The sequence below is a fragment of the Atopobium fossor DSM 15642 genome (assembly GCF_000483125.1).
Classification (GTDB): domain Bacteria; phylum Actinomycetota; class Coriobacteriia; order Coriobacteriales; family Atopobiaceae; genus Atopobium; species Atopobium fossor.
The window spans coordinates 67,196-92,952 of record NZ_AXXR01000003.1 but is presented as its reverse complement, the minus strand read 5'-3'; the positions used below and the strand labels follow the sequence as shown (position 1 = coordinate 92,952).

Below are 25,757 nucleotides of genomic sequence, written 5' to 3'. Positions count from 1 at the left end.
GTACTATGCGCAACCTTTCAAAAGCACATGATGCTTTGGAATTTGTTGCGAAGGTGCTGTTTACTCTGGCTGCTGCTCTTTCTATTCTTGCGGTCATTCTGATTTGTGTTTTCCTTTTTGCAGGTGGTGTACCTGCCATTGGCACTATTGGTCCTGCCAAGTTTTTACTTGGCAGGATTTGGAGACCTTCATCGGAGATATACGGCATCTTCCCTATGATTCTAGGAAGTGTGTATGTAACAATTGGGGCACTTATCATTGGTGTTCCTTTGGGCATTTTTACTGCGGCATATCTTTCGAGGTTTGCAAAGCCTAGTATTGCAAAGGTTCTTTCGCGTGGCATTGATTTGCTGGCTGGAATTCCTTCTGTTGTCTTTGGTTTCTTTGGTTTGATGGTATTGGTTCCCCTTATTAGAAGCATCTTCCATGTTCAAGGTATGAGTCTTCTTACTGCCAGTATTATTTTAGGAATTATGGTGCTGCCCACTATTGTCTCGGTTTCAAAGACTGCAATGGATTCGGTTCCAGATAGCTATTATGAGGGGGCACGTGCTCTTGGCGCAGATCATGAGCGTGCCGTATTCCGCACCATTTTACCTGCGGCTTCTTCGGGTGTGCTGGCTGCAATTACGCTTGGCATAGGGCGTGCCATTGGCGAGACCATGGCAGTGGTAATGATTGCAGGAAATCAGCCCATTATTCCAACAAATATGCTGCGGGGTGTCCGTACGCTTACCGCAAATGTTGTCCTGGAAATGGGCTATGCGGCCGACCTACACCGTGAAGCTCTTATCGCAACAGCTGTCGTGTTGTTTGTCTTTGTCTTGCTTATCAATTTGACGGTTACGGCTCTTAAGGCGAGGAGTGCTGCATGAGTTCTGTAGAGATGGGTAAAACGCCTTGCCGTAAAGTATCTTCATATGTGCTTGGTGCTTTGGTTCGCATAGCAGCGCTTTTTTGTATTGCCACCATCGTAACCATCGTGGGATACATACTTGTGAAAGGTATCCCAAGTATCAAGCCAGGTATGTTTGCTTGGGCGTATACATCCGAGAATACCTCGATGGTTCCCGCGCTTATCAATACACTGCTGGCTGTAGTGCTTACGCTTGTCATTGCGGTGCCCTTAGGTGTCATGGCCGCTATTTTTTTGGTTGAGTACACCACACGTGGCAATAGATTTGTTCGTATAGTGCGCATCGCCGCGGAAACCCTCACAGGCATTCCTTCAATTGTTTATGGACTGTTTGGTATGTTGTTCTTCGTTACCTTTTTACGCTGGGGTCTTTCCTTGCTTTCGGGTTGCATGACGCTTTCTATCATGGTTTTGCCAACTATTATGCGTACAACAGAAGAGGCTTTGCTTGCGGTTCCTGACTCGTATCGCGAAGGTAGTTTTGGTTTGGGAGCAGGCCGCTTGCGCACGGTTTTCTCGGTAGTGTTGCCCAGTGCTATTGCGGGTATTTTGGGGGGCGTTATCCTGTCAATCGGCCGCATTATTGGTGAATCTGCGGCATTAATCTTTACAGCTGGTACGATTGCTCAGATTCCTTCCAATGTATTTGGATCTGCACGTACTATGGCAGTACATATGTATGTCACCTCAAGCGAAGGCATGCATCTTGATGCAGCGTATGCAACTGCAGTGATTTTGCTGATGCTGGCATTTTTGGTAAATGGCTTGGCAGCTTTTGTAGCACGAAGAATCGCAAAAGAACATAGGTAAAACATCTGTATGCAATCCATGGCTATGGAAAAGGAGGGGTCGTGTTGGGGCTTACTCAAAAAATTGGTGTTCAGAATCTAAATTTGTATTACGGGAATTTCCAGGCGTTGCATGACGTTAGCATGTCTATTCCTTCAAATAAAATTACGGCTTTTATTGGACCATCGGGTTGTGGTAAATCAACTTTGCTCAGAACCTTTAATCGCATGAATGATTTAGTTGAAGGTTGTCGCATTGAAGGTAAGGTCACGCTTGATGATCAAGATATGTATGCACGCAACTGTGATGTAAATCTGCTTCGCCGGCGTGTAGGAATGGTTTTCCAAAAACCAAATCCATTCCCTATGAGCGTTTTTGATAACGTTGCGTATGGCCCTCGAACACATGGCATTCGTAACCACCACCAGCTCGAAGAAATTATCGAGAAATCCCTCAAGAAAGCTGCTATTTGGGATGAGCTTAAAGATCGTTTGCACAAAAGTGCGCTTGGTCTTTCTGGTGGTCAACAACAGCGCTTATGCATTGCACGTGCCCTTGCTGTTGAGCCCGAAGTCTTGCTGTTAGATGAGGCAACAAGTGCTTTGGATCCAATTTCTACGGGTAAGATTGAGGATTTGAGTCAGGAACTTAAGCGTGATTACACCGTTGTTATGGTCACTCATAATATGCAACAAGCGGCCCGTATTTCAGATAGATGTGCATTTTTTCTCTTGGGTAACATGGTTGAGTTTTCTGGTACTCACGAGCTATTTAGTCATCCGCAAGATAAGCGTACTGAAGATTACATCTCAGGAAGGTTTGGGTAGATTGCATGAGGAACAGATTTAATGCACAGCTCGAAATGCTTGATGCGCAAACGCTGGTAATGGGTACGTCAATTGAAGATGCTGTTACGCAAAGTGTAGATATGTTGGAAGACCCTCGTGAAGATATTCTCGAACGTGTTATTGAGGGCGATGATGACATTGATAGACAAGAGCGCGAAATAGAATCTTTATGCCTTAAGCTGCTCTTGATGCAGCAACCCGTTGCATCAGATTTACGCCATGTCTCTGCTGTGCTTAAAATTGCTGGTGACATGGAACGTATTGGCGATCAGGCAGCCAACATTGCCGAGATAGTCAGGGCAGATTCATGGGCACCTGCTCAGGGGCTAAAAGACAGTATGGTGGCTCTTGGACGACGTTCTCAACATATGGTGCATGCCGCAATGGAAGCCTATGCAGAAGATGACCTCACTAAAGCACGTTTAGTTGTGGCACACGATCAAAAAGTAAATGACTCTTTTAAAAATGCTCGTGAGAAGATCGTTACAGAGATTCGCTGCCAAAAAGGACCTGTTCCCATGTTGGTTGATGCGCTTATGATTGCAAAATACTTTGAACGCATTGGTGACCATTCAAAAAATATCTGTAACTGGTTAGAATATAAATTAGAGGGAATTTATAAGGAAAAACGCATTTGATAGGACCATTTTTGTATGATTTTCTATCTTGAAGATGATCAGCAAATACGTGATTTGGCATTGTATGCGCTTGAACGCACCGGGCATGAAGTTCGTGGTTTTTCTCGTGCAACAGAGCTGTATGAAGCTCTAAAAACCACCATTCCCAATCTTATCCTTTTGGATGTTATGCTCCCCGAAGAGGATGGTGTGAGCGTTCTTAAGCATGTGCGAGCAGATCAAGCTACACAAGATATTCCCGTGATGATGCTTACGGCTAAAAGTACTGAGTACGATAAGGTCAAAGGGCTTGATGCTGGTGCAGATGACTATCTTACAAAGCCCTTTGGCATGATGGAACTTGTTTCACGTGTGGGAGCCTTGCTGCGTCGAGACGAGCGTGCGCGCCGTCACGCACGTACCAAGGCTCAATTCTTAGAACTTGGGAGCATCAAACTTGATCCAGAGCGGTATGAAGTTTGCGTTGCTGGTAAAGAAGTACGTCTCACACACAAAGAATTTGAACTTTTACGCTATTTGTTAGAGAAGCGCGGATATGTCCTTACGCGCACGCAGATGCTTGAGCATGTATGGGGCTATCGCGATGGTTATGAAACTCGTACGGTTGACGCCCATATTCTGACACTTCGCAAAAAAATTGCCGACATTGATCCAACCGCTGCTGAATGTATAGAAACGGTTCATGGTGTTGGCTATCGTGCGCAGGGGCGGTAATTTTTTGTGAGAACAATTCGAGAAAAAAGTGTAGCTCATAACATTGCCATGAGCATTGCTCTTGTCGTAAGCGTTATTGTGCTTATAGCAGCCGTGGTGCTCTCGTTTGCCACCTATTCTTTTATAGATTCACAAACCGATGCAGAAGTACTTATGCGCACAGAAGCGCTGGCAGCAGCTGTGAATGGTTCTGATGGTGATGACGTTGCTGTTATCAAGGATCAACTTAAGATTACTCCTGCATATGTACGTGTGACATTCATTCAACATGATGGAACGGTGGTATACGACAGTCTTGCTCCTGCTTCTACCCTTACCAATCATGCAAATAGACCAGAGGTCAAGCACGCTCTTGTAACGGGGCAGGGTTCGAGCATGCGTCGCTCAGATACACTGGGTGAGGAGACCATTTACCGAGCTGTTCTTCTGGATAATGACATGGTGCTGCGCGTTGGCATTGCACAATCCAATATTTGGGGTGTGTTTTTAAGAACGCTCCCATTTTTGGTGGTTATGCTCATAGCAGCGATTATTGCCTCAATTATTGCGGGGCGCTTGGTAGCGCGTAGCTTTGTGCGTAAGCTCGATGGTATTAACCTAGATCATCCCAGCACCACACAGGCGCCAAAGGAGCTCCGTCCACTTTTAGGACGTATTGAAGAGCAGCAAATTCGTCTTTCCGAGAAGGATGCAGATCGCCGCCGCTTTACTTCTAATGCTTCACATGAACTTAAAACACCACTTACCGTTATTTCGGGCTATGCCGAACTCATTGCGGGAGGACTGGCTCTTCCGGAAGATGTACCGCATTTTGCACGGCTTATTCATGATGAAACTGGTCGTATGCGTGAAATTGTGGATGACTTACTGGCGCTTTCTCATCTAGAAGATTCAAGTGTGCTGTCCGTTGATTTTTCTGAAGTTGTTTCGCTTGCGCGCATTGCTAACGAGACCGCTGGACGCGTAAGCGTTGAGGCGCAGCGTCGTAATGTCAAACTCGTAGTGGATATATCAGACGATGATGTTTGCAACTCAGCAGTGACTATAAAAGGTAATGCACGTCTGATTTCTGAGCTTGTGCTTAACCTCATAGAAAATGGTGTTCGCTATAACGTTGAAGGTGGAAGTGTAACGGTTTGTGCATACACCAATGACAAACAACAGGCTTGTTTACGCGTGGCAGATACTGGCATAGGTATCCCTCCAGAGTTGCATGAAAAAGTGTTTGAACGCTTTTATCGTGTGGATAAGAGTTCTTCGCGCGATACCGGTGGTACTGGACTTGGTCTTGCAATTGTTAAGCATATTGCCCAACTGCATAGTGCACAAATTGTTGTAGATACCAATGTTCCTCAAGGTACTGTTTTTGAGGTACGTTTTCCCATCTAATTCTTGTTGAGATTTTTTGTTTAGGGATACCTCTCCTGGGTATAGTAGTGTCAAGTTAATAAACCCCCATAGGGTATATAAAGGAACAAATATGGACAAACATCCACAGTGCCACAAGAAGCATACGCCACGCTCTGAACAGCTGGTAAAAGATGTAACAACGCGTCTTAATCGTGCAATTGGACAGCTTAACGGTGTAAAGCAAATGGTGGAGGAAGATCGGTATTGCGGAGATGTTCTTACACAACTGGCAGCAGCACAAAGTGCGGTTAAAGCGGTATCGCGCATGGTGCTAGAAGACCATTTACAAAGCTGTGTTATTGAGGAAGTCCAGCAAGGTAATACCAAAGTTATTTCGGAGGTTGTAGATCTTCTTAAGAAGTTCTCGTAAGGAAGTACTATGAGTGCACAACATGAATCTCAGGTTAGCCAGGTTGCTCAAAATGGCCAGGTTGTTGAGGTGTTTGATATTGAGGGTATGACTTGTGCGGCATGTCAGGCGCGTGTGCAAAAAGTGTCTGGTGCTGTTGATGGTGTAACTCACGCAAGCGTTAATTTACTCAAAAATTCGATGGAAGTTACCTACGATGGTAACCCACAAACCGTGCAAAATATTATACAAGCTGTCGATAAGGCCGGCTATGGTGCAATGCCACGTCACATGAGTAGCGGTATAGCAGCTGTTGACGCAAAGGCAGCAGCTAGTAGTGCAGAGGTTACGGCAACTGTGGACCCTGCAGTAAACGCGCAGAAAGCTATTGATCATAAGCGCAAGCAGCTTATCTGGTCATTGGTTTTCTCGATACCTTTGTTTTATGTGGCTATGGGTCCTATGTTTGGATGGCCCCTACCGTTTGATATGAGTGCTACGCAGGGTGCTGGCGTGCGTGCGTTGCTACAACTTGTGCTTGCTACACCGGTTTTATTGGTTAATCGCGAGTATTTTGTTATGGGTTTTAAATCTTTATTCCATAGAGCGCCCAACATGGATGCTCTTATTGCATTGGGTTCGGCAGCATCATATGTCTATAGTGTAATAAGTTTGTTCCAGATTATGTGGGGCTATGGTTGGAGCGATACCTATCTGGTTCTGGAGGCAGCGCACAAACTATATTTTGATTCTGCTGGCATGATTTTGACCTTGATTACACTAGGTAAGTTTTTTGAGGCTCGTGCTAAAGGCAAAACTACCACTGCTATTTCTTCACTTATGGACCTTGCACCTAAGACTGCGACCGTTGTACGTAATGGTGCAGAAGCTACCATTCCCACCAGCCAGGTGGTAGTAGGTGACGTGCTTGTGGTGCGTACGGGTGAGTCGGTGCCAGTAGATGGCACTATTGTGGATGGTTTGGGCGTGCTGGACGAGTCTGCCATTACGGGCGAGTCCATTCCTGTAACTAAAAAGGTTGGGGAGCAGGTAATTGGCGCCACAATTTCCAAAGCTGGATGGTTTACTATGCGTGCTGATGCTGTTGGAGAAGACACAGCGCTTGCAGGTATCATCCGTTTGGTGGACGAAGCTACTAATACTAAGGCGCCTATTCAGCGTGTGGCAGACAGTATTGCTGGTGTATTTGTGCCGGTAGTTATGGTCATTGCGGCACTTACCTTTGTGACATGGTTAGTTGTGTTTGCTCCAGGTGACATAGCAACAGCGCTTAATTATGCCGTGTCTGTCCTGGTAATTTCTTGTCCTTGTGCTTTGGGTCTGGCTACACCAACTGCGATTATGGTGGGTACAGGACGTGGTGCCAAGTTTGGTATTCTCATCAAGGGTGCCGAGGCTCTGGAGACTGCGGGTACTCTGGATGTCGTGGTGTTTGATAAAACAGGTACTATTACCGAGGGTAAACCAAGTGTGAGCTCTGTAGTTCTTGCTGATGATACAACCGAATCCGAACTGTTGGATTATGCCTTGGCTATAGAATCAAAATCCGAGCATCCTTTAGCAGGCGCTATTGTTGCGTATGCTACCAAGAAGCTTGATGAACTGGCATCTTTTGGTAATGGCTCGCGATGTGGTAATGCTGAGGTACAAGACTTTACACAGATAGCAGGTGCTGGCTTGACTGCTCATATAGGCGACAAATTAGTTCATGCTGGCAATGCACGTCATATGCAGGCCAACGGTGTGGACATTACAGCTCTTCTTGATAAAGCAAATCAAAGTATGGAGCAGGGCGCAACATCGCTGTTCTTTAGCGTAGATGGTCGTGCACTGGGCATGATTGCAGTGAGCGATGCCATAAAGTCACAGTCTATTCAGGCGATTAATCACCTTCATAACCTAGGATTACGTGCCATTATGCTTACGGGTGATCAGGAAAAGACTGCCCGCGTGGTTGCACAATCTGTTGGTGTGGATGAGGTTATCGCCAGTGTGCTTCCCAATCAGAAGGAGCACAAGATTCGCGAGCTTCAGCAATCGGGCAAAAGAGTTGCTATGGTAGGTGATGGCATCAATGATGCTCCTGCATTGGCGCGAGCAGATGTGGGCATTGCTATTGGTGCAGGTACAGATGTTGCTATTAACTCTGCCGATATAGTGCTTATGCATTCCAATCCTGCAGATGTGGCAACGGCCATAGAGCTGTCTCGTGCCACCATGACAAACATCCGCCAGAACCTATTTTGGGCTTTGTTCTATAACATTATTTGTATTCCTGTAGCAATGGGCGTGCTGGTACCCTTTGGCATTACGCTCAATCCTATGATTGGCGCTCTGGCCATGGGTTTCTCGTCCGTGTTTGTAGTAACCAATGCGTTACGTTTGTTTGGCTGGAAGCCAAACGTTAAAGTGACGAGTAATGCCTCTTATGAGGTTCAAGAGAAGGGAAATTCTCCTATGGCAAGCAAGACTCTTTCTATTGATGGCATGATGTGTCAGCATTGCGCAGCACACGTAACAGAAGCCCTTGAGGGTGTGCATGGCGTAAAGAACGTTGTGGTTTCTCTTGACGATAAGACCGCAACGCTTGATGCTGGGCTATTGGTATCTGACGCCAAGCTTATGAAGGCTGTTGAAGATGCTGGCTACAAGGTAACCAGCATTGTGTAGATTAGTATTGTGCTTGGTGAGAAAACCTAAATAAAAGTGAGCGTATAGCAAAGATAATCACCAAGATTGCTACAGAAAGCAATACGATGGTGCCGCCAGGTTTGAGACCAAGGTAGAAGGAAATAGTAAGACCAGTTAGAGTGGATACAACACCTACGCTGCAAGCAACAATGCAGGTGGTCTTCCAACTTTTGGCTAACTGGAGTGCGCATGCAACGGGAACCACCATCATGGAAGAAACCATGAGTGAGCCAACTGTGCGCGAAGCTACGGCAACTATAAGAGCGGTTATTGCAACAAATGCAGCATTCATAGCGGGTAGGTTAACGCCGGAAATACGTGCTTGGGTTTCGTCATACGCAAGTAAAAATAATGAGCGACGTGCCGCAATACAAAACACCACAGCTATTGCGGCAATGCCAACCACAAATAAGGTTTCCTCGTTAGAGACCGTAAGAATGCTACCAAACAAAAATGCGCTGAAGTTTGCAGCATTGGGCACAAAGCCAGAAAGTACACCCGCTAAGCCAATGCCTGCAGCAAGAACTACGGCAACCGCTAGTTCGGACTGCTCCTTAAAGCGTGTACGAATGGCCTCAATACAAAATGCACCAGCCAAACATGCAGCTGCTGCGCCAAATACAGGGTTAATGCCGCCAATAAGGCCGGCGGCTACACCAGCAAGAGAAGTGTGGGAGAGCGCATCGCCTACCATAGAAAGTCTGCGCAGTACAACGGTTACACCAATAAGAGGCAGAGTAATACCCAACAGCAGGCCAATGATAAGACTGCGTTGCATAAAAGCGTACGCTAACATTTAGGCCTCCTGCCTAGAGAGCAAAGCGTTAGGCGTGCATAAACAGCCATCTTCAAGGGATAAAATGGTGCCGCCTGCAAGGTCAATCGCATCTTGATCATGCGTTACGAGCAAAACTGATAGCACACGTTGTTGCTTAATGGTGTTGATAAGTTCAAAGAAGTCGCAGGTACTTTTTTGGTCAATGCCTGTGGTGGGTTCATCCAAAATAAGAAGATCGGGTTTTGATGCAAGGGATGCTGCTAAACGCACACGCTGTAGCTGGCCTCCAGATAAGCTGCCAATAATCTGCTGAGCATAGTCCTGCATGCCAACCTGTTTAAGAGTTTCCAATGCACGTGCGCGACGTACTTTACCACCTCGAATGCCTATACAGCTTGACTGCACCAGCTCCAAAGAAGTGGCAGGAAAACGTACCGCGCTGGTGGGCGGAAGCTGTTGGACATAGCCAATACGATTCCAGTCTTCAAAACGCGTGGCGTTAAAGCCAAAGAGCTTGGCAGTGCCTTCATGGGGGACAAGCTCGCCAATAGCGGTTTTGATAAGCGTAGATTTGCCAGCACCATTAGCACCAAGCAAAACTAACGTATCTCCCCAGCCAAGCTCGAGAGATACGTCAGACAGTATCTGTTTTTTGCCCAGACGCACACTCACATGAGCTAGCGATAAGGGCGACGCAGCTACAGTACTATATTCGCCGCGTGGGTCGTCTATCACGAAAGAGCACCTACCAGTTTCTTCAAATTAGAACGCATAACTGAGAAGTAGTCTTCACCAGCAGCAATTTCTTCATCACTCAAGCCTTCTAGGGGGTTGAGTTCTTCCATCTTTGCGCCAGCTTCTTGGGCAATTGCCTGAGCTACCTTGGGACTTACCAGCTCTTCACTAAAGATGGTCGTTACGTTGTTTTTCTTAACGTAATCTGCAATCTCTGCCATACGCTTTGCATCAGGCTCTGCTTCGGCATCGATATCCCCAATGGAGTACTGGGTCAGACCGTACTTGTTACAAAGGTACCCAAAAGCAGCGTGAGAAACTACGACAGTTCGCTGAGAAACGCTGACCAACTGCTCAGAAAACTCGCTATCTAGGACATCACACTCAACTTCCCACTTAGCAAAGTTTGCGCTGTAAGTATCCTTGTTATTGGGGTCAAGTTTGATAAGGGCATCCATGATGTTTTTCATTTCTGCCTTAGCGTTTTGGGGATCAAGCCAAACATGAGGATCATAGGCACCATGGTCATGATCGTGCTCGTGTTCGTGCTCATGTTCTTCGGTTTTCTCGTCATGTTCATGTTCTTCGTGCTCATGTTCATGTTCGTGATCATGATCCTCATGCTCGTGCTCAGGATCTGTCTTGGCAGCCTCTAGCAGTGTGATGCCATCAGATGCGGCAAGTGCAGTAGGGGCACCGTCACCCAAACTCTTAAGGGTGTCATCAACCCAGTGCTCCATGCCTGCTCCGTTGTAAACAAGCAGTTTGGCGTTGGAAAAGTTTACCATGTCCGCAGTAGAAGGCTCCCAATCGTGAGGCTCGGTGCCAGCGGGGACAAGGTTCTTGACCTCGATTTTATCGCCACCAATTTTCTTGGCAAAATCTGCCATGGGATAAAAACTTGCTAGTACCTGTAGCTTAGAGCTGTCTGCTGCACCGTTAGTAGCAGGTTTATTGCAGCCGGAAAGTCCTAGCAGAGTGGGGGCAACTACAAATGCAGTAGCTCCACTCAAACGCAAAAAGTCGGCGCGGCTCATGTTCCTGTTCATGTTTTTCTCCAAATCCTAGTGATTGGCTTGTTGAGAAAGGCAGTCGGGACAGGTGCCATACAAAACAGTCTTGTGTGCGTCAACCTTAAAACCATGATGAGCCTTAATGTGCGAGGTAAAATCATCAACCATGTGGCAGTCTAGGGGAAACGCCCTACCGCATTCCAAGCAAACAAGCTGCGCTGCACTTTGCTCAGGAGATAGACGGTACAAGGCCTCGCCCTTAGGAGAAATGGCTTTAAGGAGCTCGTGTTCTGCAACAAGATGCTCAAGGTTGCGATATACCGTAGTGCGACCAATCTCGCTACCTGCCGTGCGTAGAGCTTCGTGCACACCGTCTACCGTAAGGTAACGCTGAGTATTGTTGCTCAGGCAAGCGAGAATATCTTCACGCTGACGGGTTTTGTATGAGCCTCGCTGTGGCATAGCCGTAACCTTTCTCGTTTTCAATATGAAATCGAAAACCAAATTCATACTAGGACAAAGAGCTAGGATGTCAATAAAGTCTTTAGCTTATTCCATAGCAATATCAGCAAGTTTGAAAAGAGTTGGCTGTTCTTGCATTTGAATAAGCTATCCACATGCCTATGAAGGAATTTTATATATATCATCCTCATAGAACATAATCTTATCCTTTTTATGCGCTTGCTTTAGTACAGTAATCACGTTGTAAACGTCAAGATATGGTGAAACTATACCCATACCTGCCATTCCAAACATAATGCCATTGAGTACCTGCTGCTCTGCTGGGGTAATAACAAAAATAATAAGAGGTACGAGGCCAAGTATAAAGGGCAATAAACTCATAAGAATAAAGCGTCTTCTTGTTAGGGGATGTGAGGCTAGGGCAACAAACATCATCTTGCCCTTTAGTTTTCCTATTGTAACCTTGGCAGCTTTTGGATAAACAATAGCATGAAGCCATTCGTGTACAATCAGCAAAACAAATCCAGCTATGAAGCCACTTATAACTGCCAAGATGGATACCACCATCGTGTGGCTAACAATTGTTTTGATAAACATTGTCATGCATAAAAAAGCACACAAAATTGCTGCTATAGGGCTTGCTTGTTTTGTCAGCTCATCAATTGAAGGTGGAGTATCTAGCTTAATTGCGTTTTTTGGTAGCTGCCCGCGTTGATATGCTTTTATGTCGTTGATGCTTGGTTTAATGACAATCATTTGCACCTCCTGACAAATCATAATTTTGAGAAAACTAACAACACATATCCTGCATTCAATCAATTTGAGAAAAATACTCAATGCAAGATAAGTATAAAGTTGTGCCAGACAAATGAGCAAAATGCTATGCTTGCTCAAAAGATTCTACTGGTGAAGCGGGCCTATAGGGGTTTGCCAGAAGAGCATGGGAGAGTCACATGCCAGATAAACGCAATGACGTTATTAGCTGGGACGAGTTCTTTATGAGGGTTGCTATGGCGGCGTCCATGCGCTCAAAAGACCCACGCACACAGGTTGGTGCATGTATTGCAGATGTGCACCATCGTATTTTGTCTGTGGGATATAACGGTACACCTTCTGCAATCTCTGATGACGAGTTTCCTTGGGGTGATTCCAGTGATCCCTTGGATGATAAGCACAGTTATGTGATTCATGCTGAGGCAAACGCCATTTTGAATTACCGTGGCAATCTTAAAGACATGCAAGGTGCCACCGTATATGTGACATTATTCCCTTGTCATGAATGTGCCAAGATGTTGGCTCAAGCAGGTATTGGCGAGGTTGTGTATTTGTCTGATAAGTATAAAGGTACAACCGATAACCTTATTTCTCGCCGAGTTCTGGAGAGTTGTGGTATTGGTTTTAGGCAAGTTGCTGTAAGCGATTGATAGCATATGGTACAGAAAGCTTCCAAGAATACCTTCAAACGGATACATGTAATACCCGCCCAGAAAAAGGACCTTCCGGCTATCTGGCAACTTTATGCAAGGGTTTGTGGAGCTGATTGCGAGCTGCCGCTTACTGCAGCTATCAGTACGAATGGTAATACCCCTACCCATGCAGCTTCTAATGAGGTTGCTAATGCAGCTGGGTGGATTTTAGGTATCTATCCCAATAAGACTGATTTTGAGAAGCGCATTGCTGTTGAAGAGTTTTTCATAGCACAGGTAGATACTCCAAGTGGCATTGTGCTTGCAGGTGCCTTTGGACTAGATAGTATGGATGATTCAGACTATGCGCAGGCTTCTTGGAAGCAACAACTACATGAGGATGAAGTAGCATCTATTCACATGCTTGCAGTTTTACCTGAGTTCCGTGGTCTTGGAGTTGGAGATGCCATGATGCGCGCAGCTCATTGTATGAGTTGTGATTGGGGTAAAAAGGCAATCCGTCTTGCAGTTGTTAAAGGGAATGTTGCCGCTTGCACGTTATATGAGCGTCATGGTTTTGAATGTGTGGACACACTAAGCGTGTATTACGAATCTTCTGGTGAGACGCCTCTTTTGCTTTTTGAGAAGGCATTATAGCTGTTTAAAAATCAAAGATCCAAAATCCAAAAATACAAAACATGCTGTTAATCATAGTAATAGGAGTCAATCTTCTGACGCCATCCTTTAGTGGCTTGGAACATGCTTATAAGCAGAATTTCCCTATGCTTAATATTTGCTTCATAGACAATAATGTAGTTGCCTGCATTAATGCAGCGTGGATTAGTCATATGATTTTGCCCAGCAGGTTTTATGATTAGGGTTCCAACGTATGCCATCGATCTAATTCTATTGATTGCGGTGTGAACGCATCGATCAAAGTATTCTGCTTCCTCTGCACCAAAGTACTGTAGGGTGTATCCGTAAGCAGTATGATAGTTTTCCCTAAATTGGTCGGATACCAGGATGGTATTTAACATGATACTTGAGCCACTCTGTTCTCGGGTCCACCAAGTACCGTGAACCTTCCTTGTACCTTTTGAAGTTCCGCAAGTTCGACTTCCTTACGAAACTCTTCTTTTGATTTGAGCGATAAAGGATTTTTTGGTACAGCAATAAGTTCTACGCGTTTGCCATCGCTAAGAAAGGCAATCTGGTCTGAGATGTCTACACCCAAAATTTCTCTAATGGATTTAGGAATGGTAACCTGACCTGTTTTGGTAATTGTACCTGCTGCAATTGCCATCTTCTTTACCTATCTTTGGAAGTTGTCTTCTCATTATTAATATTAATAATGAGAAGACGCGGGAGAAAGAAAAGATGGGTAAGTGGATGTTGGGCTGTTAGAAACTACATTATCACAGGTTTTTCTTATTAAATTCTAGCATGTCAAATAGCTCCAAACAGCTCAAAACAATTAACGCTTACTTGTCATCAGTATCTAAGAATGCACCAGTTTGGCGGTTCCATAGTTTGGAGTATTCACCATCGGCTTCTGCAAGTTGGGTATGGGTGCCGTCCTCTACAATCTTGCCATCGGAGAGCACAACAATACGATCCAAAGAAGCGACAGTGGATAAGCGATGGGCAACTACAAGAGTGGTACGGCCCTTCATGAGGTTTTCTAGTGCATCTTGTACCAGCGCCTCGCTTTCGGAGTCCAAGGCAGAGGTTGCTTCATCTAAAACCAGAATGGGTGCATCAGTTAAAATCGCGCGAGCAATGGCAATGCGCTGACGCTGTCCTCCAGAAAGTTTAACGCCGCGCTCGCCAACCATGGTGTCCATACCGGCGGGCAAACGGTCTATAAATTCAAGTGCATTTGCTTGGCGTGCAGCCTCGCGGATTTGCTCGTCCGATGCATCGGGACGGCCATAGGAAATATTATCCTTAATGGAGCGATGGAACAGCAAAGCCTCTTGGGGTACATAAGCAATCTGCCTGCGTAAACTCTGTTGCGTAGCATGGCTTATGGCCTGACCGTCTACATAAATATGTCCATCTTGCACATCGGACAGGCGGAGCAAAAGCTTGGTAAGCGTAGTTTTACCTGAACCAGAACGACCGACTAAGCCAACACGTTGTCCTGCAGGAATGTGCAACGTAAGATCCTCAAAAACCTTATCGTCCTTAGTGGCATCAAGGTAGGCAAATCTCAGGTGGTCAAAGTCGATGGCACCGTTGGTTACTACCAACGGCTTTGCATCAGGGTCATCTTCTACAAGACGTGGCTCGTCAAGAATTTTGGTCATCTCGGCAGCATCACCAATGGCGCGGTTAATGCGTTGCATCATGGAATTGATGTAATTAAATCGCATGGATAGTTGGTAGGTGTAGGTGAAAATCATGACTAATGTACCTGCGGAAATACCAAACCATGCGTTACCACCTGCTACAAAAATTGATGTAATAAGCATGATGAGGGTAATAAGACCGCTGGTAGTAAAACCACGTTGCATCATGGCGCGCATGGAGCGGTTTGCAGCACTCATGGCTTGAGTGTCTGCTTCATTGAAGAGTTGCTTTTCAAAGTCTTCTCGACCGCAGGTCTTAACAGCCAAAATGTTGGTTACTGCATCAGAGAGCACGCCGGAAAGTTTATTTTGGGCGGCGGATGTTTCTACGGATAAAGGCACTATGCGCTGGTACATGCGGGTAGCAACAATCACATAAACCACGAGCATGAGGGCTAGCACCACCACAAAGGAAGGAACTATGGGAGCCAGTATAACAATGGTGGCTATAACGGAAGCAATGGTAGGAATAAGCGAGTACACCACAACGTCTACCAGGGCGGAATAGCCACCCATAAAACGTGTGGTTTGCGAGACTAACGATCCACCAAAACGACCGGTGTGGAAGGTCATAGACTGGTTAGAAAGCGTATCAAAACATAAACGGGATAGCTGATAGTCTCCATTAATCTCTAGTTTGTATACGGCATAGTCTTGCAGTTTGGAGCATGCTTGTCCTATGGCATTAACCGCAAGCAAGGCAAGTACATAACCACCAAATACCTGCCATACTTGATCTGCGGGAACAGGAGATTTTTGAACGCGGTCTACAATAAGACTCATAACCCAAGTATTTACATAGGTTAAGAGCGTGACATAGGCAACAGAAGTAAAGACAGCTAAAAAAGCAGCACCTGGTTTAAGTTTGGTTACTTGCCAAAAGCGCCAGAGAGTACGGTGTACAACAGCTTTATCAAGCTGTGCGGTAGAGCGTTGAGACATGAAAAACCTTCCTATATTATGCTTTTGTACAGGTAAAACTTAGATTTCGATGCTTAAGAAATTTTGATCAATGGTAATTTTGCAAATTGCCTGTGGGTACTGTTTGCTAACCATACGGTCAATGGCAGTTTTGAGTTCATCATCGGTCATGGGCAGATTAATGGGCCGCACGCAGTCAAAAATGATGTTGGTATGTGTGGGACCAGGAACACAGCGCAGGTCATGGATGGTCAAACGGGGGTCAATGGAGCGTACGCGGCGAGCAATCCAATTGCGCATATCATCTAGGTTGGGATCGTTCGTCACAATTGGGTCGTAATGCAGTACGCATACGATGCCCTCTTCTAGGAAGCGTTGTTCAATATTGTCTATGGTGTCATGGCTTTGCAGGGGGTCGAGCTCCGCAGCCATCTCCACGTGAGCACTAATAAATACACGGCCGGGACCATAGTTATGGACCATTAAGTCATGGGTGCCTAGTACGCCATCGTAGCTCATGATGGCATTATGAATATACGTAACAAATGTGGGGTCGGGCGCAGAACCTAACAGTGGATCAATAGTGTCTTTTATGAGGCCAAAGCCACTATAAATAATGTACAGAGCTACTGCAAAACCAGCCCATCCATCAAAGTTAAAGCCAATGAGCACTGATAAGAGATTAGCCATCAAAACGGCAGAGGTGGTAATAACGTCATTGCGTGCATCTACAGAAGCAGCAATGAGTGCTCCAGAATTGATTTTCTCGCCAACAGATTGGTTGAATGAAGCCATGTAAAACTTCATCAAAATAGATATAACTAGCACAAGAGCTGCGGGAATACCAAAGCTTACAGGAGCAGGACTTATAATTTTTTCAAATGAAGTTTTAAAGAGTTCTACGCCAATGACCATAACAATAACAGCAACAATCAGTCCGCTTAGATACTCGTAGCGACCATGACCATAAGGGTGCTCAATATCTGCTGGTTTAGCTGCTAATTTAAAACCAAACAACGAAATAATGTTGCCGCCTGCATCGGAAAGATTGTTAACAGCATCCGCAAAAATGGAAACCGAGCCAGAAAGTAGCCCAACGAGCGCCTTACATACAAACAGCACTGCATTAAAACCAATGCCGGCAATTGAGGCTGCAGCACCGTATATACGGCGATCTTTGGGGTTGTTAAGGTCGGTTGCATTGGGAGCCAGGTGGCTCATAATCCATTGTTCCAACATGCTATCCATTTCAACTTTGTATCACAGCGTGCTTTATGAACTTATTTACCCAGTTGAGCTTTGGCTATCGTGCGAATTAGCTTTCTTAGAGAAAAAATGTCCGAGCGCACCGTTAGACTTAATCCGTAAAACAAAATGACACTTTGATGTGCAGTCAGATTTGATTTTTGCGGAGCATATATGTCTAACGAGCAAGATTCTTTATTCTCTTTTGCAACTTTTGAAACACGTGAGCAACCTCATACAAGGTCTGTCTCAACTCATGGTGTGGCACCTAGTATGCCAACTACTGTACCTGGCATTGATCTTGCCAGTCTTAATGAGGCGCAGCGTGCAGCTGCGAAATGTACCTCTGGTCCGTTATTGGTGCTTGCGGGTGCAGGCTCAGGCAAAACGCGTGTGCTGACGTATCGTATTGCGCATATGATTGCCAATCAAGGCGTACGTCCGTGGCAAATCCTTGCTATTACCTTTACCAATAAGGCCGCTGCAGAGATGCGCGAACGTCTGAATGCCTTGCTTCCTGGCGGCACACGTGGCATGTGGGTGTGTACTTTCCACGCGATGTGTGTGCGTATATTGCGTGAGGACGCAGAGCGCTTAGGTTTTCAGCCAAACTTTACCATCTATGATGACGATGACTCAAAGCGTCTAGTCAAAGCTATTATGAATGATTTAGATATTGAGCCAAAATCGTTTCCACTCAATGCTATTCGTGCACAGATTTCTACTGCCAAAAATGCCATGATTACGCCAGATCAGATGAGTGATGAAGCAGAAAGTCCTTTGGCATGTAAGAGTGCACAAGTTTATAGTGAACTTCAGCGTCGCTTGATGCGCGCAAATGCTATGGACTTTGATGATCTTCTTGTTAATGCATATGAACTGTTGTCTAAACACCCTGATGTACTAGAAAAGTATCAGCGCCGTTTTATACAGATTTCTGTAGATGAGTATCAAGATACCAATCACGTACAGTACAAAATCACTAATGTATTGGCGGCGCGTACGCGTAATTTAATGGTTGTTGGTGACGACGATCAATCTATTTATTCTTGGCGTGGTGCGGATATTCAAAATATCTTGGATTTTGAGAAGGACTATCCAGACGCTCGGGTGGTCAAGCTGGAAGAGAATTACCGTTCAACGGGACATATTTTAGCAGCAGCAAATGCAGTGGTTTCTAACAACTCACGCCGTAAGTCTAAGCACTTGTTTACCTCGCGTGGTGATGGAGACAAAGTACATATATATCAAGCGGCAGATGAGCGCGATGAGGGTCGTTGGATAGGTTCGGAGATCGATAAAGTTCACGATAAGGGCACCAGCTACGATGACATTGCGGTGTTTTATCGCACTAACGCACAGTCCCGTATTTTGGAAGATATGTTCTTGCGTGCGGGGGTTCCCTACAAAATCGTGGGTGGCACGCGCTTTTTTGACCGTCAGGAAATTCGTGACGTCATGGCATATCTTAAGCTTGTGGTTAACCCTGATGATGACGTGGCAGCTCGTCGTGTTATCAATACGCCGCGTCGAGGTATTGGCACCACATCCATCAACAAGATTGCCAGCTTTGCTGCGTCAGAGGGCATTTCCTTCTTTAGCGCAGCTCAGGCTTGTGTGGCCGAGGTAGACCTGTTGTCTACCAAGGTACGCAATGCACTGGCTGAGTTCACCAACGTTATTGAGTCTTGTCGTCATATTTCGGGAGACTTGGCGGATGTTGTAGAGGCTATTGTCGAGAAGAGCGGTATTATTCGCGCCTATGAGACCGAGAATACTATGGAGGCGCGTGGCCGTATAGAAAACGTGCAGGAATTCTTTGGTGTTGCAGCAGAATTTGACGAGGACCATGAAGATGCAGCAGAAACACTGGAGTCTATCGAGCAACTCAAAGAGGCTGGTGCTATAAGTGCTGATGAAGCAGATGTTGCTAGCGCCCAAGCTGCTGTAGTTCCGGCTACGGCAACCAACTTACGTCCTCCCGTCGCAGCAGAAAAGCTTCCTGCTCTTATTGAGTGGCTTGCCCTGCGTAGCGATCTTGACTCACTTGCGGGTTCTACCAGCGCAATTACCATGATGACCATTCATTCAGCTAAGGGTTTGGAATTTCCCGTAGTTTTTGTTGCAGGTATGGAAGATGGTATCTTCCCACACACGGCCTACGATGCAGATCCGGCGTCTTTAGAGGAAGAGCGCCGTTTGGCTTATGTTGCCATCACGCGTGCAGAGTGTCGCCTGTATCTTACCTATGCGCTTACTCGTCGCACCTATGGTTCTACACAAGCAAATCCACGCAGCCGCTTCCTTAACGAGATTCCAGAAGAGCATATTACCAATGTTGGCGTGGGTTCGTCTGGTTTTGCAGGAGTAGGTTGGGAAAAGCGTGGAGATCGTCGTGGAACTTATGGTTCTGGGCAGGGTTCTGATATGTATGGCGGTCGTGTGTTTGGTTCTGCTACGCGTTCATCCAACTTAGGTTCTCGTAAAAATGCTGGCAGAGGCTCTAGTTTTGCAGATTTTGCCAGCGATGCTTCTGCGAAGAATTTCTCGGCAGAAGATTCAAGGGCTTCTCGTGAGACACGCAGCTCTGCTCGTATAGAGCGCACGAGTTCGCAAAGCTTTGCTGTAGGGGATAGCGTCTCTCATAAGACCTTTGGACCTGGTGTGGTAAGTGCGGTGGATGCCGATACCATTGAGGTTGTCTTTAGCCGTACTGGGAAAAAGAAGAAGCTCATGAAGGGTTTTGCACCTATTGTTAAGGTGGAGGGATAGTCATGAAGCTTGGAATAATTTGTGCTATGGATGTGGAAGCCGCACTGCTCAAGGAGTGTATGCGCAATGCAACAACCACTACCTATGCACACATGGATTACGTAGAAGGTACGCTTGAGGACTGTCCCGCTGTGGTAGTTCGTTGCGGCATTGGCAAGATTAATGCTGCGGTGTGCGTGCAAAATTTAGTCAATCGCTTTGGTGTGACACACGTTATTAATTCTGGTGCGGCTGGCTCGTTGGATAATCGCATTGATATTTTGGACATTGTGGTTTCTACCGACGCAATCCATCATGACGTAGATGCTACTATTTTTGGCTATGCTGCAGGTGAAGTACCTGGTTTGGGTGTGGCATCATTTTTTGCAGACGAGGATCTGCGTGCGGTGGTGCGCGCGGCCATTACTCAGGCTCACGAGAAATACGCGGTGTTTGAAGGCCGCGTTGCTTCTGGAGATCAATTCATCGCAGATGATGCTACCAAAACACGCATCAAAGATACGTTTGATGCGCTTTGTTGCGAGATGGAAGGAGCCTCCATTGCTCAGGCGTGCTGGCTGAATGACGTGCCCTTTGTCATCATTCGTGCTATTTCTGACAAAGCAGATGACTCAAAGCAGATAGAATACCCCGTCTTTGAGAAGATCGCAGCACATCAAAGTGCCAAGGTTGTTATGTTGGTAGCAGCTCAGTTGGCGGCCCGCTTGTAGTTTTTACAAAACTTTTTATGAAATCAAAATATCTGGCTGCACGCATAGGCCAACTAGGTCAGGCCCTGTATGGACTAACAGCTCTGGCGTTGCAGGAGAAAAAACAATACGAGTAAGGTTGGTAATGCGCTTTTTGATTTCTGATTCAAGATAAGAAGCAATTTCTGCAGAGTTGGAAACGCAAATACCTACAGCAACGTGCGGGAAGTTCGTGGCGTGCTTCTCTACAAATTTGAGTTCTTCTTCAATGGCTTTCTCAAAGCCACGTGCTTTTTTAACAGGGGCGTACATGCCGTCTGAGTTGCAGGTGATAACAGGCTTGATGTTGAGCATCGTGCCTAAACGATAAGTGGCTTCAGAAATGCGTCCACCTTTGCGCAGGTAGGATAGGGTCTTGGTGCAAAACCATAGACGTGTATCGTTTACAAGTTGCTCGCATTTGGCAATAATCTCGTTAAACTCTAAGCCTTTCTCGGCAAGCAGGGCAGCAGCTTGGACAACCATGCCTGCGCCCAAACCAATGTTCTTGGTATCAATAACATGTACCGTAAAGTTGCTCACCTGCGAAGCAATGAGTTGCACGGTGTGATTGGTAGAGGACAAACCACTGGAGATGGTCACGAAAATTGCTTGCGTGCAGCCGCCATCTCTAGCCTTATATAATGCTGTCAAAATACTATCTGGACTAGGTAGGGACGTTTTGGGAATTTCCTCATTAAAGCGCGCAATGACATCCGCTGACGTAATGTTAATGGTGGACTCAAATGAACTTCCATCAGAATAACTAATGGTAAGAGGGACAATTTGTACGTTATGCTCGCGTGCAAATTCGGCGCCGGTATCGGTGCCAGAATCGGTAAGAATTGCAATTCGCTGGCTGCTCATAAAAGTCCTTTCCAGCATATACACCCGTGCTTTGCTTAAAGTATAGGCTACCCATTCTTGTGAAGGATTTCTACTTCAGCATAACGTCAATATGTAATCGTTCATATGAGCGGGTATATTTTTTATTGAAACTTTTTATCTACAATCATAAAGGAGTATCTATGGCCAATCGTTCTGGCAATCTCGCTAAGCATGATATGCCAAAGCGTTCGACCATTATTAGAGAGCCTGCTGTTGTAAGACGTCTTGCACGTAGCTCTCAAATAAGTAAATTTACATCGGATAGCACTATTGCTGCAGCGGTTATGGTTTTTGCCGCTCTGCTTGCTGTTATGGTTGCTAATTCGTTTTTGTTCGAGCCTTTGCACCATATTTTTATGACACAAATTGGCGTCAAGTTTGGTCACTTTGTTTTGACCATGTCTATCGAAGCGTTTGTGAATGACTTTCTCATGGCTATTTTCTTCTTGCTCGTAGGCATTGAGCTTAAGTATGAGGTAACCGTGGGTGAACTTCGCCGTCCTCGTCAGGCAGCACTTCCTATGTTGGCTGCCGTGGGTGGCGTAGCAATTCCGGCTCTTATATTCTTGGCATTTAATTGGGGTGGGCAGCAGCATGGTTGGGCCATACCCATTGCTACAGATATTGCTTTTGCTCTAGGAGTCATGTCACTTCTGGGCGATAAAATCGCTGCAGAGACCAAGGTGTTTTTCCAAACGCTTGCCATTGCAGATGATATTTTGGCCATTGTAGTTATTGCCTTGTTTTATGGGCACAGTCCTTCCATCTTTTGGATGGCGGCTGCAGGCGTTGCAATTCTCATCTTGTGGGGTCTTAATCGTGCACGTATTTATACAGTTAAACCTTATATTATTGTAGGTCTATTGCTGTGGGCTTGTATGTATAAGTCTGGTATCCATGCCACTCTAGCTGGCGTTATCTTGGCGTTTTTCTTGCCTGCAAAGTCTGACATTCGCCTGAGTGCCTTGCGTGATTGGCTTAATGGTCAGGCTCGTAAGTTGGATGATGTGTACGATGACGAGTCTCACGTGTTGGGTCAGCATAGCTTTACTAAAAATGCCGAGAAGGTCGAGCACGTACTACATCACGTTACACCGCCACTGGTTCGTGTGGAACATGAGATTTCTGTGCCCGTTAACTTTATTGTCTTGCCGCTGTTTGCCTTTGTCAACGCACAGGTTCGCTTGGTTGGTGCAGATTTTGGTGCTATTTTAGCGGATCACGTTGCTCTTGGTGCATTCTTTGGTGCCGTGCTGGGTAAGCCTTTGGGCATCATTTTGGTTACCTGGGTGCTTGTTAAGTTGGGCTTCTCAAAATTGCCCAAACACGTAAGCTGGGATCAGGTTATTGCGGTAGGAGTTATGGGTGGTATGGGCTTTACTATGTCCATCCTCATTGCTGGTATGGCATTTCCTCACGCGGAGGAAGTATTGGCAGCAAAATGTGCCATTTTGTTAGGCAGCGTAGTTGCTGGTGTTATTGGAATAGTGTTTGTTCGCGCACACGATGCCATCGTGCACAAAGCACTAGGTACAGAAGATGAGGCTCAGTAGCAATCTTGTTGAGGTATAGCTTTTTAGCTTACTGTTCCGTATACGTAGCCCCAGCCATGGGCGGTAATAATTGAGTTGAGCTGGTCGCACAAGCGCGCGCGATAATAGTTGCCCGTAGGCACCAGCTCAACAACCTCCATAAGCTCGTTAGATAAGTCGTTCATCTCGGCACGGACCACTATGTCTATATGGGAAACTATCTCATCAGTTGCATATAGTTCATCAACCAAACGCTGAAGTTCTCCATATTCTTCCGCTTGTGTATTCATGCAACTCCTTACATCACTCATATGAATATAGGCATAGTACCCAATATGGCCTGACATTTGTGGGATAGTAAGAATGCACATTACATTGGCGTTTGGATAGTGTTTGGAGCGGTCGTGTCAAATTATTATCAGTCGCTTACTAACGAGCAGCTGGATCAGGAACTTTTCCAACTCGAACAGCAGGTTTCTGAATTTCGTAGCATGAATTTGGCATTGGATATGGCGCGCGGTAAGCCTAATTCTGACCAGGTCAATTTGTCCCGTCCTCTTGTGGATGTACTTTCGTCCTCTGTGGACTTTATCGATAAGGGCGTGGATGCTGCAAATTATGGTTGTCCGGAAGGATTGCCTTCAGCACGACAGCTGGCAGCAGAGCTTTTGAATGTTAACCCAAACAATGTGTTAGTAGAGGATTCTTCCAGCTTACATATCATGTACGACACCATAGAAAACGCTTTTACTCGAGGCATTGGTGGTAGTGAGCCTTGGTACAAACAGGGGACCATAAAGTTTTTGTGTCCCAGCCCAGGGTACGATCGTCACTTTGCACTCACAGCTTCTTTTGGTATTCAAAATGTAGCTGTGGAACTAACTAAAGACGGACCTAATATGGATGAGGTCTGTCGTCTGGTGGAAACGGACTCATCTGTTAAGGGTATTTGGTGTGTGCCCAAGTATGCTAATCCCACAGGTATTACCTATTCTGATGAGGTGGTTCGTCGCTTTGCAAGGCTTAAGCCTGCAGCACCAGACTTTAGGATTTATTGGGACAATGCCTATTGTGTACATGATTTAGAGGAACCTGCAGACGAACTTCTCAACATCTTTGATGCACTGGAGCAAGCGGGTACAACAAACTTGGTATATGAGTTTGCCTCTACATCAAAGATTACTATTCCTGGTGCGGGTATGTCTTGGGTTGCAGCTTCTGATGAAGATATTGCTCAGCTTGCGACAGCCTTTTCTTTTCATCGTGTTTGCCCCAATAAGATGGTTCAACTGGCACATGTGCGCTTCTTGCAAGATGCTCAGCACGTTGCCGAGCACATGAAAAAACATGCTGCTCTTGTGGGACCGCGCTTCAATCTGGTGTTTTCTAAGTTAGAAAAGAGCTTATCTGCACTGGATATTGCACGGTGGACCCACCCCAAGGGAGGCTATTTTGTAAGCTTTGATGGTCCCGAAGGTTCTGCAAAAGCCATTGTTGCCCTTGCTGCTCAGCTGGGAGTAAAGTTAACAAGTGCTGGCGCTACCTGGCCCTACGGTAAAGATCCACGTGATACTAATATTCGCATTGCTCCTACATTTCCTTCCATGGAGGAATTAGATCAAGCACTGGATGTTTTTATCGTCTGTGTTAAATACATTGCCGCTCGTTTGGAAAAACAACACCGTCAGTCGTAGCTTAGAAAGACTTCTGTAAAATAAAAAGCTGTCACTTTATATATAGTGCTATAGGTATAAGAAAAAATCTGAGTCCACGAAGGATTGGTTATGGCAAAAAAGAAGCATAAAACAGCACGCGAACGGTTTACCGTTGTCGTTGTTGCTATCCTTGCGGTTCTGATGGTCTTGTCCATTTTGTTGCCTTCATTATCGTCCATCTTTATGGCTACTGCACAAAAGGGCGCTGCTTCGTCTGCGCAATCTGCTGTAAACACAGATGCTGCTATTACATCCATGTCTGATGTGGACGAGAGATACGGCAAGCTGGTTGAGGAGTACAAAACTACCCTTGCTTCTGATAGCAACGATCTTGCTGCCCTTCTCAATTTGGGAAATAGTTACATGGCTTGGGCAGGTACTGCTACATCTTTTGCTTCGGATGATGCAGGCAAAGCTCATGTAAATGATTTATATAAGCAGTCAATGGACGCCTATGATAAATACCTTGCACTTAATGATTCTGCAGATGTTTACGTACGCCGCACCATGGCACAGTACTATTCGGGAGATACGGATGCGGCACTTGCATCCATGGAGAAGTACACCGCAGGCGCTGGTAAAGATTATGGTCCTGCTTGGGCCTACCTAGGCTTGATGTATCAGACTACTAATAATACCGAGAAGGCCAAGGAGGCATATAATTCCGCCATTTCTGTAGATGCGGACGATGCCTATGGCGCAAAATCTTTTGCACAAAACCAGCTTGCTAGCATGGAAGGCACCTCTTCTGATGCAACAAATACCAATTCAAATTCTACTGGTCAAAGCTTGCAGAGCCTTTTGGGTGGTTCTTCTCGATAAGTCTCATAAGCTT

Annotated in this window: 26 protein-coding genes; 15 read left to right on the top strand and 11 right to left on the bottom strand. The window is 45.8% G+C overall.

Annotated features, from left to right (window positions below; genetic code table 11):
- The first annotated feature begins 5 nt into the window (after positions 1-5).
- From pstC to G469_RS0100400, 8 genes are all read left to right on the top strand, one after another.
- Positions 6-875: a phosphate ABC transporter permease subunit PstC gene (gene pstC, locus G469_RS0100435; protein ID WP_028263372.1), complete on the top strand. Its 870-nt coding sequence runs from the start codon at positions 6-8 to the stop codon at positions 873-875.
- On the top strand, positions 872-1,726 hold the full coding sequence (gene pstA / locus G469_RS0100430; RefSeq protein WP_051353658.1) for a phosphate ABC transporter permease PstA: 855 nt from the start codon (positions 872-874) through the stop codon (positions 1,724-1,726). The genes pstC and pstA overlap by 4 nt, the downstream gene beginning before the upstream one ends.
- A gap of 41 nt (positions 1,727-1,767) precedes the next feature.
- Positions 1,768-2,532 (top strand): phosphate ABC transporter ATP-binding protein PstB, encoded by a 765-nt coding sequence (pstB, locus tag G469_RS0100425; RefSeq protein WP_028263370.1) that lies wholly within the window; start codon positions 1,768-1,770, stop codon positions 2,530-2,532.
- 5 nt (positions 2,533-2,537) lie between these two features.
- Complete coding sequence (gene phoU / locus G469_RS0100420; RefSeq protein WP_028263369.1) at positions 2,538-3,191, top strand: phosphate signaling complex protein PhoU; 654 nt, start codon at positions 2,538-2,540, stop codon at positions 3,189-3,191.
- Between the two features lie 15 nt (positions 3,192-3,206).
- Positions 3,207-3,905: a response regulator transcription factor gene (locus G469_RS0100415; protein ID WP_028263368.1), complete on the top strand. Its 699-nt coding sequence runs from the start codon at positions 3,207-3,209 to the stop codon at positions 3,903-3,905.
- A 6-nt stretch (positions 3,906-3,911) separates the two neighbouring features.
- Complete coding sequence (locus G469_RS07825) at positions 3,912-5,294, top strand: sensor histidine kinase (protein WP_051353656.1); 1,383 nt, start codon at positions 3,912-3,914, stop codon at positions 5,292-5,294.
- Positions 5,295-5,385: 91 nt separating this feature from the next.
- Positions 5,386-5,685, top strand: coding sequence for a metal-sensing transcriptional repressor (locus tag G469_RS0100405; protein WP_028263367.1), 300 nt, complete (start codon positions 5,386-5,388; stop codon positions 5,683-5,685).
- A gap of 9 nt (positions 5,686-5,694) precedes the next feature.
- Positions 5,695-8,355, top strand: coding sequence for a heavy metal translocating P-type ATPase (locus G469_RS0100400; protein ID WP_051353655.1), 2,661 nt, complete (start codon positions 5,695-5,697; stop codon positions 8,353-8,355).
- A gap of 1 nt (position 8,356) precedes the next feature.
- On the opposite strand, the gene G469_RS0100395 is transcribed toward G469_RS0100400, so the two are convergent.
- The 5 genes from G469_RS0100395 to G469_RS0100375 form a co-directional block, all read right to left on the bottom strand.
- The gene (locus G469_RS0100395; RefSeq protein ID WP_028263365.1) at positions 8,357-9,172 is read right to left on the bottom strand and encodes a metal ABC transporter permease; all 816 of its coding nucleotides are present in this window, start codon (positions 9,170-9,172) and stop codon (positions 8,357-8,359) included.
- A complete protein-coding gene (locus tag G469_RS07820) occupies positions 9,173-9,889 on the bottom strand; it encodes a metal ABC transporter ATP-binding protein (protein ID WP_051353654.1) in 717 nt (238 codons plus the stop codon). It lies immediately after the preceding gene.
- Positions 9,886-10,938, bottom strand: a complete 1,053-nt coding sequence (locus G469_RS0100385; protein ID WP_028263364.1) for a metal ABC transporter solute-binding protein, Zn/Mn family — start codon at positions 10,936-10,938, stop codon at positions 9,886-9,888. Before G469_RS0100385 ends, G469_RS07820 begins: the two co-directional genes overlap by 4 nt.
- Before the next feature lie 15 nt (positions 10,939-10,953).
- A complete protein-coding gene (locus G469_RS0100380; RefSeq protein ID WP_028263363.1) occupies positions 10,954-11,364 on the bottom strand; it encodes a Fur family transcriptional regulator in 411 nt (136 codons plus the stop codon).
- 159 nt (positions 11,365-11,523) lie between these two features.
- Positions 11,524-12,120 carry a DUF3267 domain-containing protein gene (locus G469_RS0100375; RefSeq protein ID WP_028263362.1) on the bottom strand — a complete coding sequence of 199 codons (597 nt, stop codon included), beginning with the start codon at positions 12,118-12,120 and terminating at the stop codon, positions 11,524-11,526.
- A gap of 197 nt (positions 12,121-12,317) precedes the next feature.
- On the opposite strand from G469_RS0100375, the gene G469_RS0100370 reads away from it, so the two are divergent.
- Positions 12,318-12,788, top strand: coding sequence for a deoxycytidylate deaminase (locus G469_RS0100370; RefSeq protein ID WP_028263361.1), 471 nt, complete (start codon positions 12,318-12,320; stop codon positions 12,786-12,788).
- 6 nt (positions 12,789-12,794) lie between these two features.
- Complete coding sequence (locus G469_RS08795) at positions 12,795-13,427, top strand: GNAT family N-acetyltransferase (protein ID WP_051353653.1); 633 nt, start codon at positions 12,795-12,797, stop codon at positions 13,425-13,427.
- 47 nt (positions 13,428-13,474) lie between these two features.
- On the opposite strand, the gene G469_RS0100360 is transcribed toward G469_RS08795, so the two are convergent.
- From G469_RS0100360 to G469_RS0100345, 4 genes are all read right to left on the bottom strand, one after another.
- The gene (locus G469_RS0100360) at positions 13,475-13,807 is read right to left on the bottom strand and encodes a hypothetical protein (RefSeq protein ID WP_028263360.1); all 333 of its coding nucleotides are present in this window, start codon (positions 13,805-13,807) and stop codon (positions 13,475-13,477) included.
- The gene (locus G469_RS07810) at positions 13,801-14,073 is read right to left on the bottom strand and encodes an AbrB/MazE/SpoVT family DNA-binding domain-containing protein (protein ID WP_035425195.1); all 273 of its coding nucleotides are present in this window, start codon (positions 14,071-14,073) and stop codon (positions 13,801-13,803) included. Before G469_RS07810 ends, G469_RS0100360 begins: the two co-directional genes overlap by 7 nt.
- Positions 14,074-14,251: 178 nt before the next feature.
- A complete protein-coding gene (locus G469_RS0100350) occupies positions 14,252-16,063 on the bottom strand; it encodes an ABC transporter ATP-binding protein (protein WP_028263359.1) in 1,812 nt (603 codons plus the stop codon).
- 39 nt (positions 16,064-16,102) lie between these two features.
- Positions 16,103-17,290 carry a cation diffusion facilitator family transporter gene (locus tag G469_RS0100345; RefSeq protein ID WP_245579090.1) on the bottom strand — a complete coding sequence of 396 codons (1,188 nt, stop codon included), beginning with the start codon at positions 17,288-17,290 and terminating at the stop codon, positions 16,103-16,105.
- A 270-nt stretch (positions 17,291-17,560) separates the two neighbouring features.
- Here G469_RS0100345 and G469_RS0100340 point away from each other — a divergent pair, with 270 nt between their 5' ends.
- The gene (locus tag G469_RS0100340) at positions 17,561-20,059 is read left to right on the top strand and encodes an ATP-dependent helicase (protein WP_028263357.1); all 2,499 of its coding nucleotides are present in this window, start codon (positions 17,561-17,563) and stop codon (positions 20,057-20,059) included.
- 2 nt (positions 20,060-20,061) lie between these two features.
- The gene (locus G469_RS0100335) at positions 20,062-20,769 is read left to right on the top strand and encodes a 5'-methylthioadenosine/adenosylhomocysteine nucleosidase (RefSeq protein WP_028263356.1); all 708 of its coding nucleotides are present in this window, start codon (positions 20,062-20,064) and stop codon (positions 20,767-20,769) included.
- Between the two features lie 15 nt (positions 20,770-20,784).
- On the opposite strand, the gene G469_RS0100330 is transcribed toward G469_RS0100335, so the two are convergent.
- Positions 20,785-21,654 (bottom strand): DegV family protein, encoded by an 870-nt coding sequence (locus G469_RS0100330; RefSeq protein ID WP_028263355.1) that lies wholly within the window; start codon positions 21,652-21,654, stop codon positions 20,785-20,787.
- Positions 21,655-21,815: 161 nt separating this feature from the next.
- Here G469_RS0100330 and nhaA point away from each other — a divergent pair, with 161 nt between their 5' ends.
- Positions 21,816-23,228 carry a Na+/H+ antiporter NhaA gene (gene nhaA, locus G469_RS0100325; RefSeq protein ID WP_211225384.1) on the top strand — a complete coding sequence of 471 codons (1,413 nt, stop codon included), beginning with the start codon at positions 21,816-21,818 and terminating at the stop codon, positions 23,226-23,228.
- Between the two features lie 23 nt (positions 23,229-23,251).
- Here nhaA and G469_RS0100320 read toward each other — a convergent pair whose 3' ends face one another.
- Entirely contained in the window at positions 23,252-23,497 is a 246-nt protein-coding gene (locus G469_RS0100320) for a hypothetical protein (protein WP_051353652.1), read from the bottom strand.
- A gap of 114 nt (positions 23,498-23,611) precedes the next feature.
- On the opposite strand from G469_RS0100320, the gene G469_RS0100315 reads away from it, so the two are divergent.
- Both G469_RS0100315 and G469_RS0100310 read left to right on the top strand, forming a co-directional pair.
- Positions 23,612-24,901 (top strand): aminotransferase class I/II-fold pyridoxal phosphate-dependent enzyme, encoded by a 1,290-nt coding sequence (locus G469_RS0100315; RefSeq protein WP_028263352.1) that lies wholly within the window; start codon positions 23,612-23,614, stop codon positions 24,899-24,901.
- A 90-nt stretch (positions 24,902-24,991) separates the two neighbouring features.
- Positions 24,992-25,744, top strand: coding sequence for a tetratricopeptide repeat protein (locus G469_RS0100310; protein WP_028263351.1), 753 nt, complete (start codon positions 24,992-24,994; stop codon positions 25,742-25,744).
- Positions 25,745-25,757 lie beyond the last annotated feature (13 nt).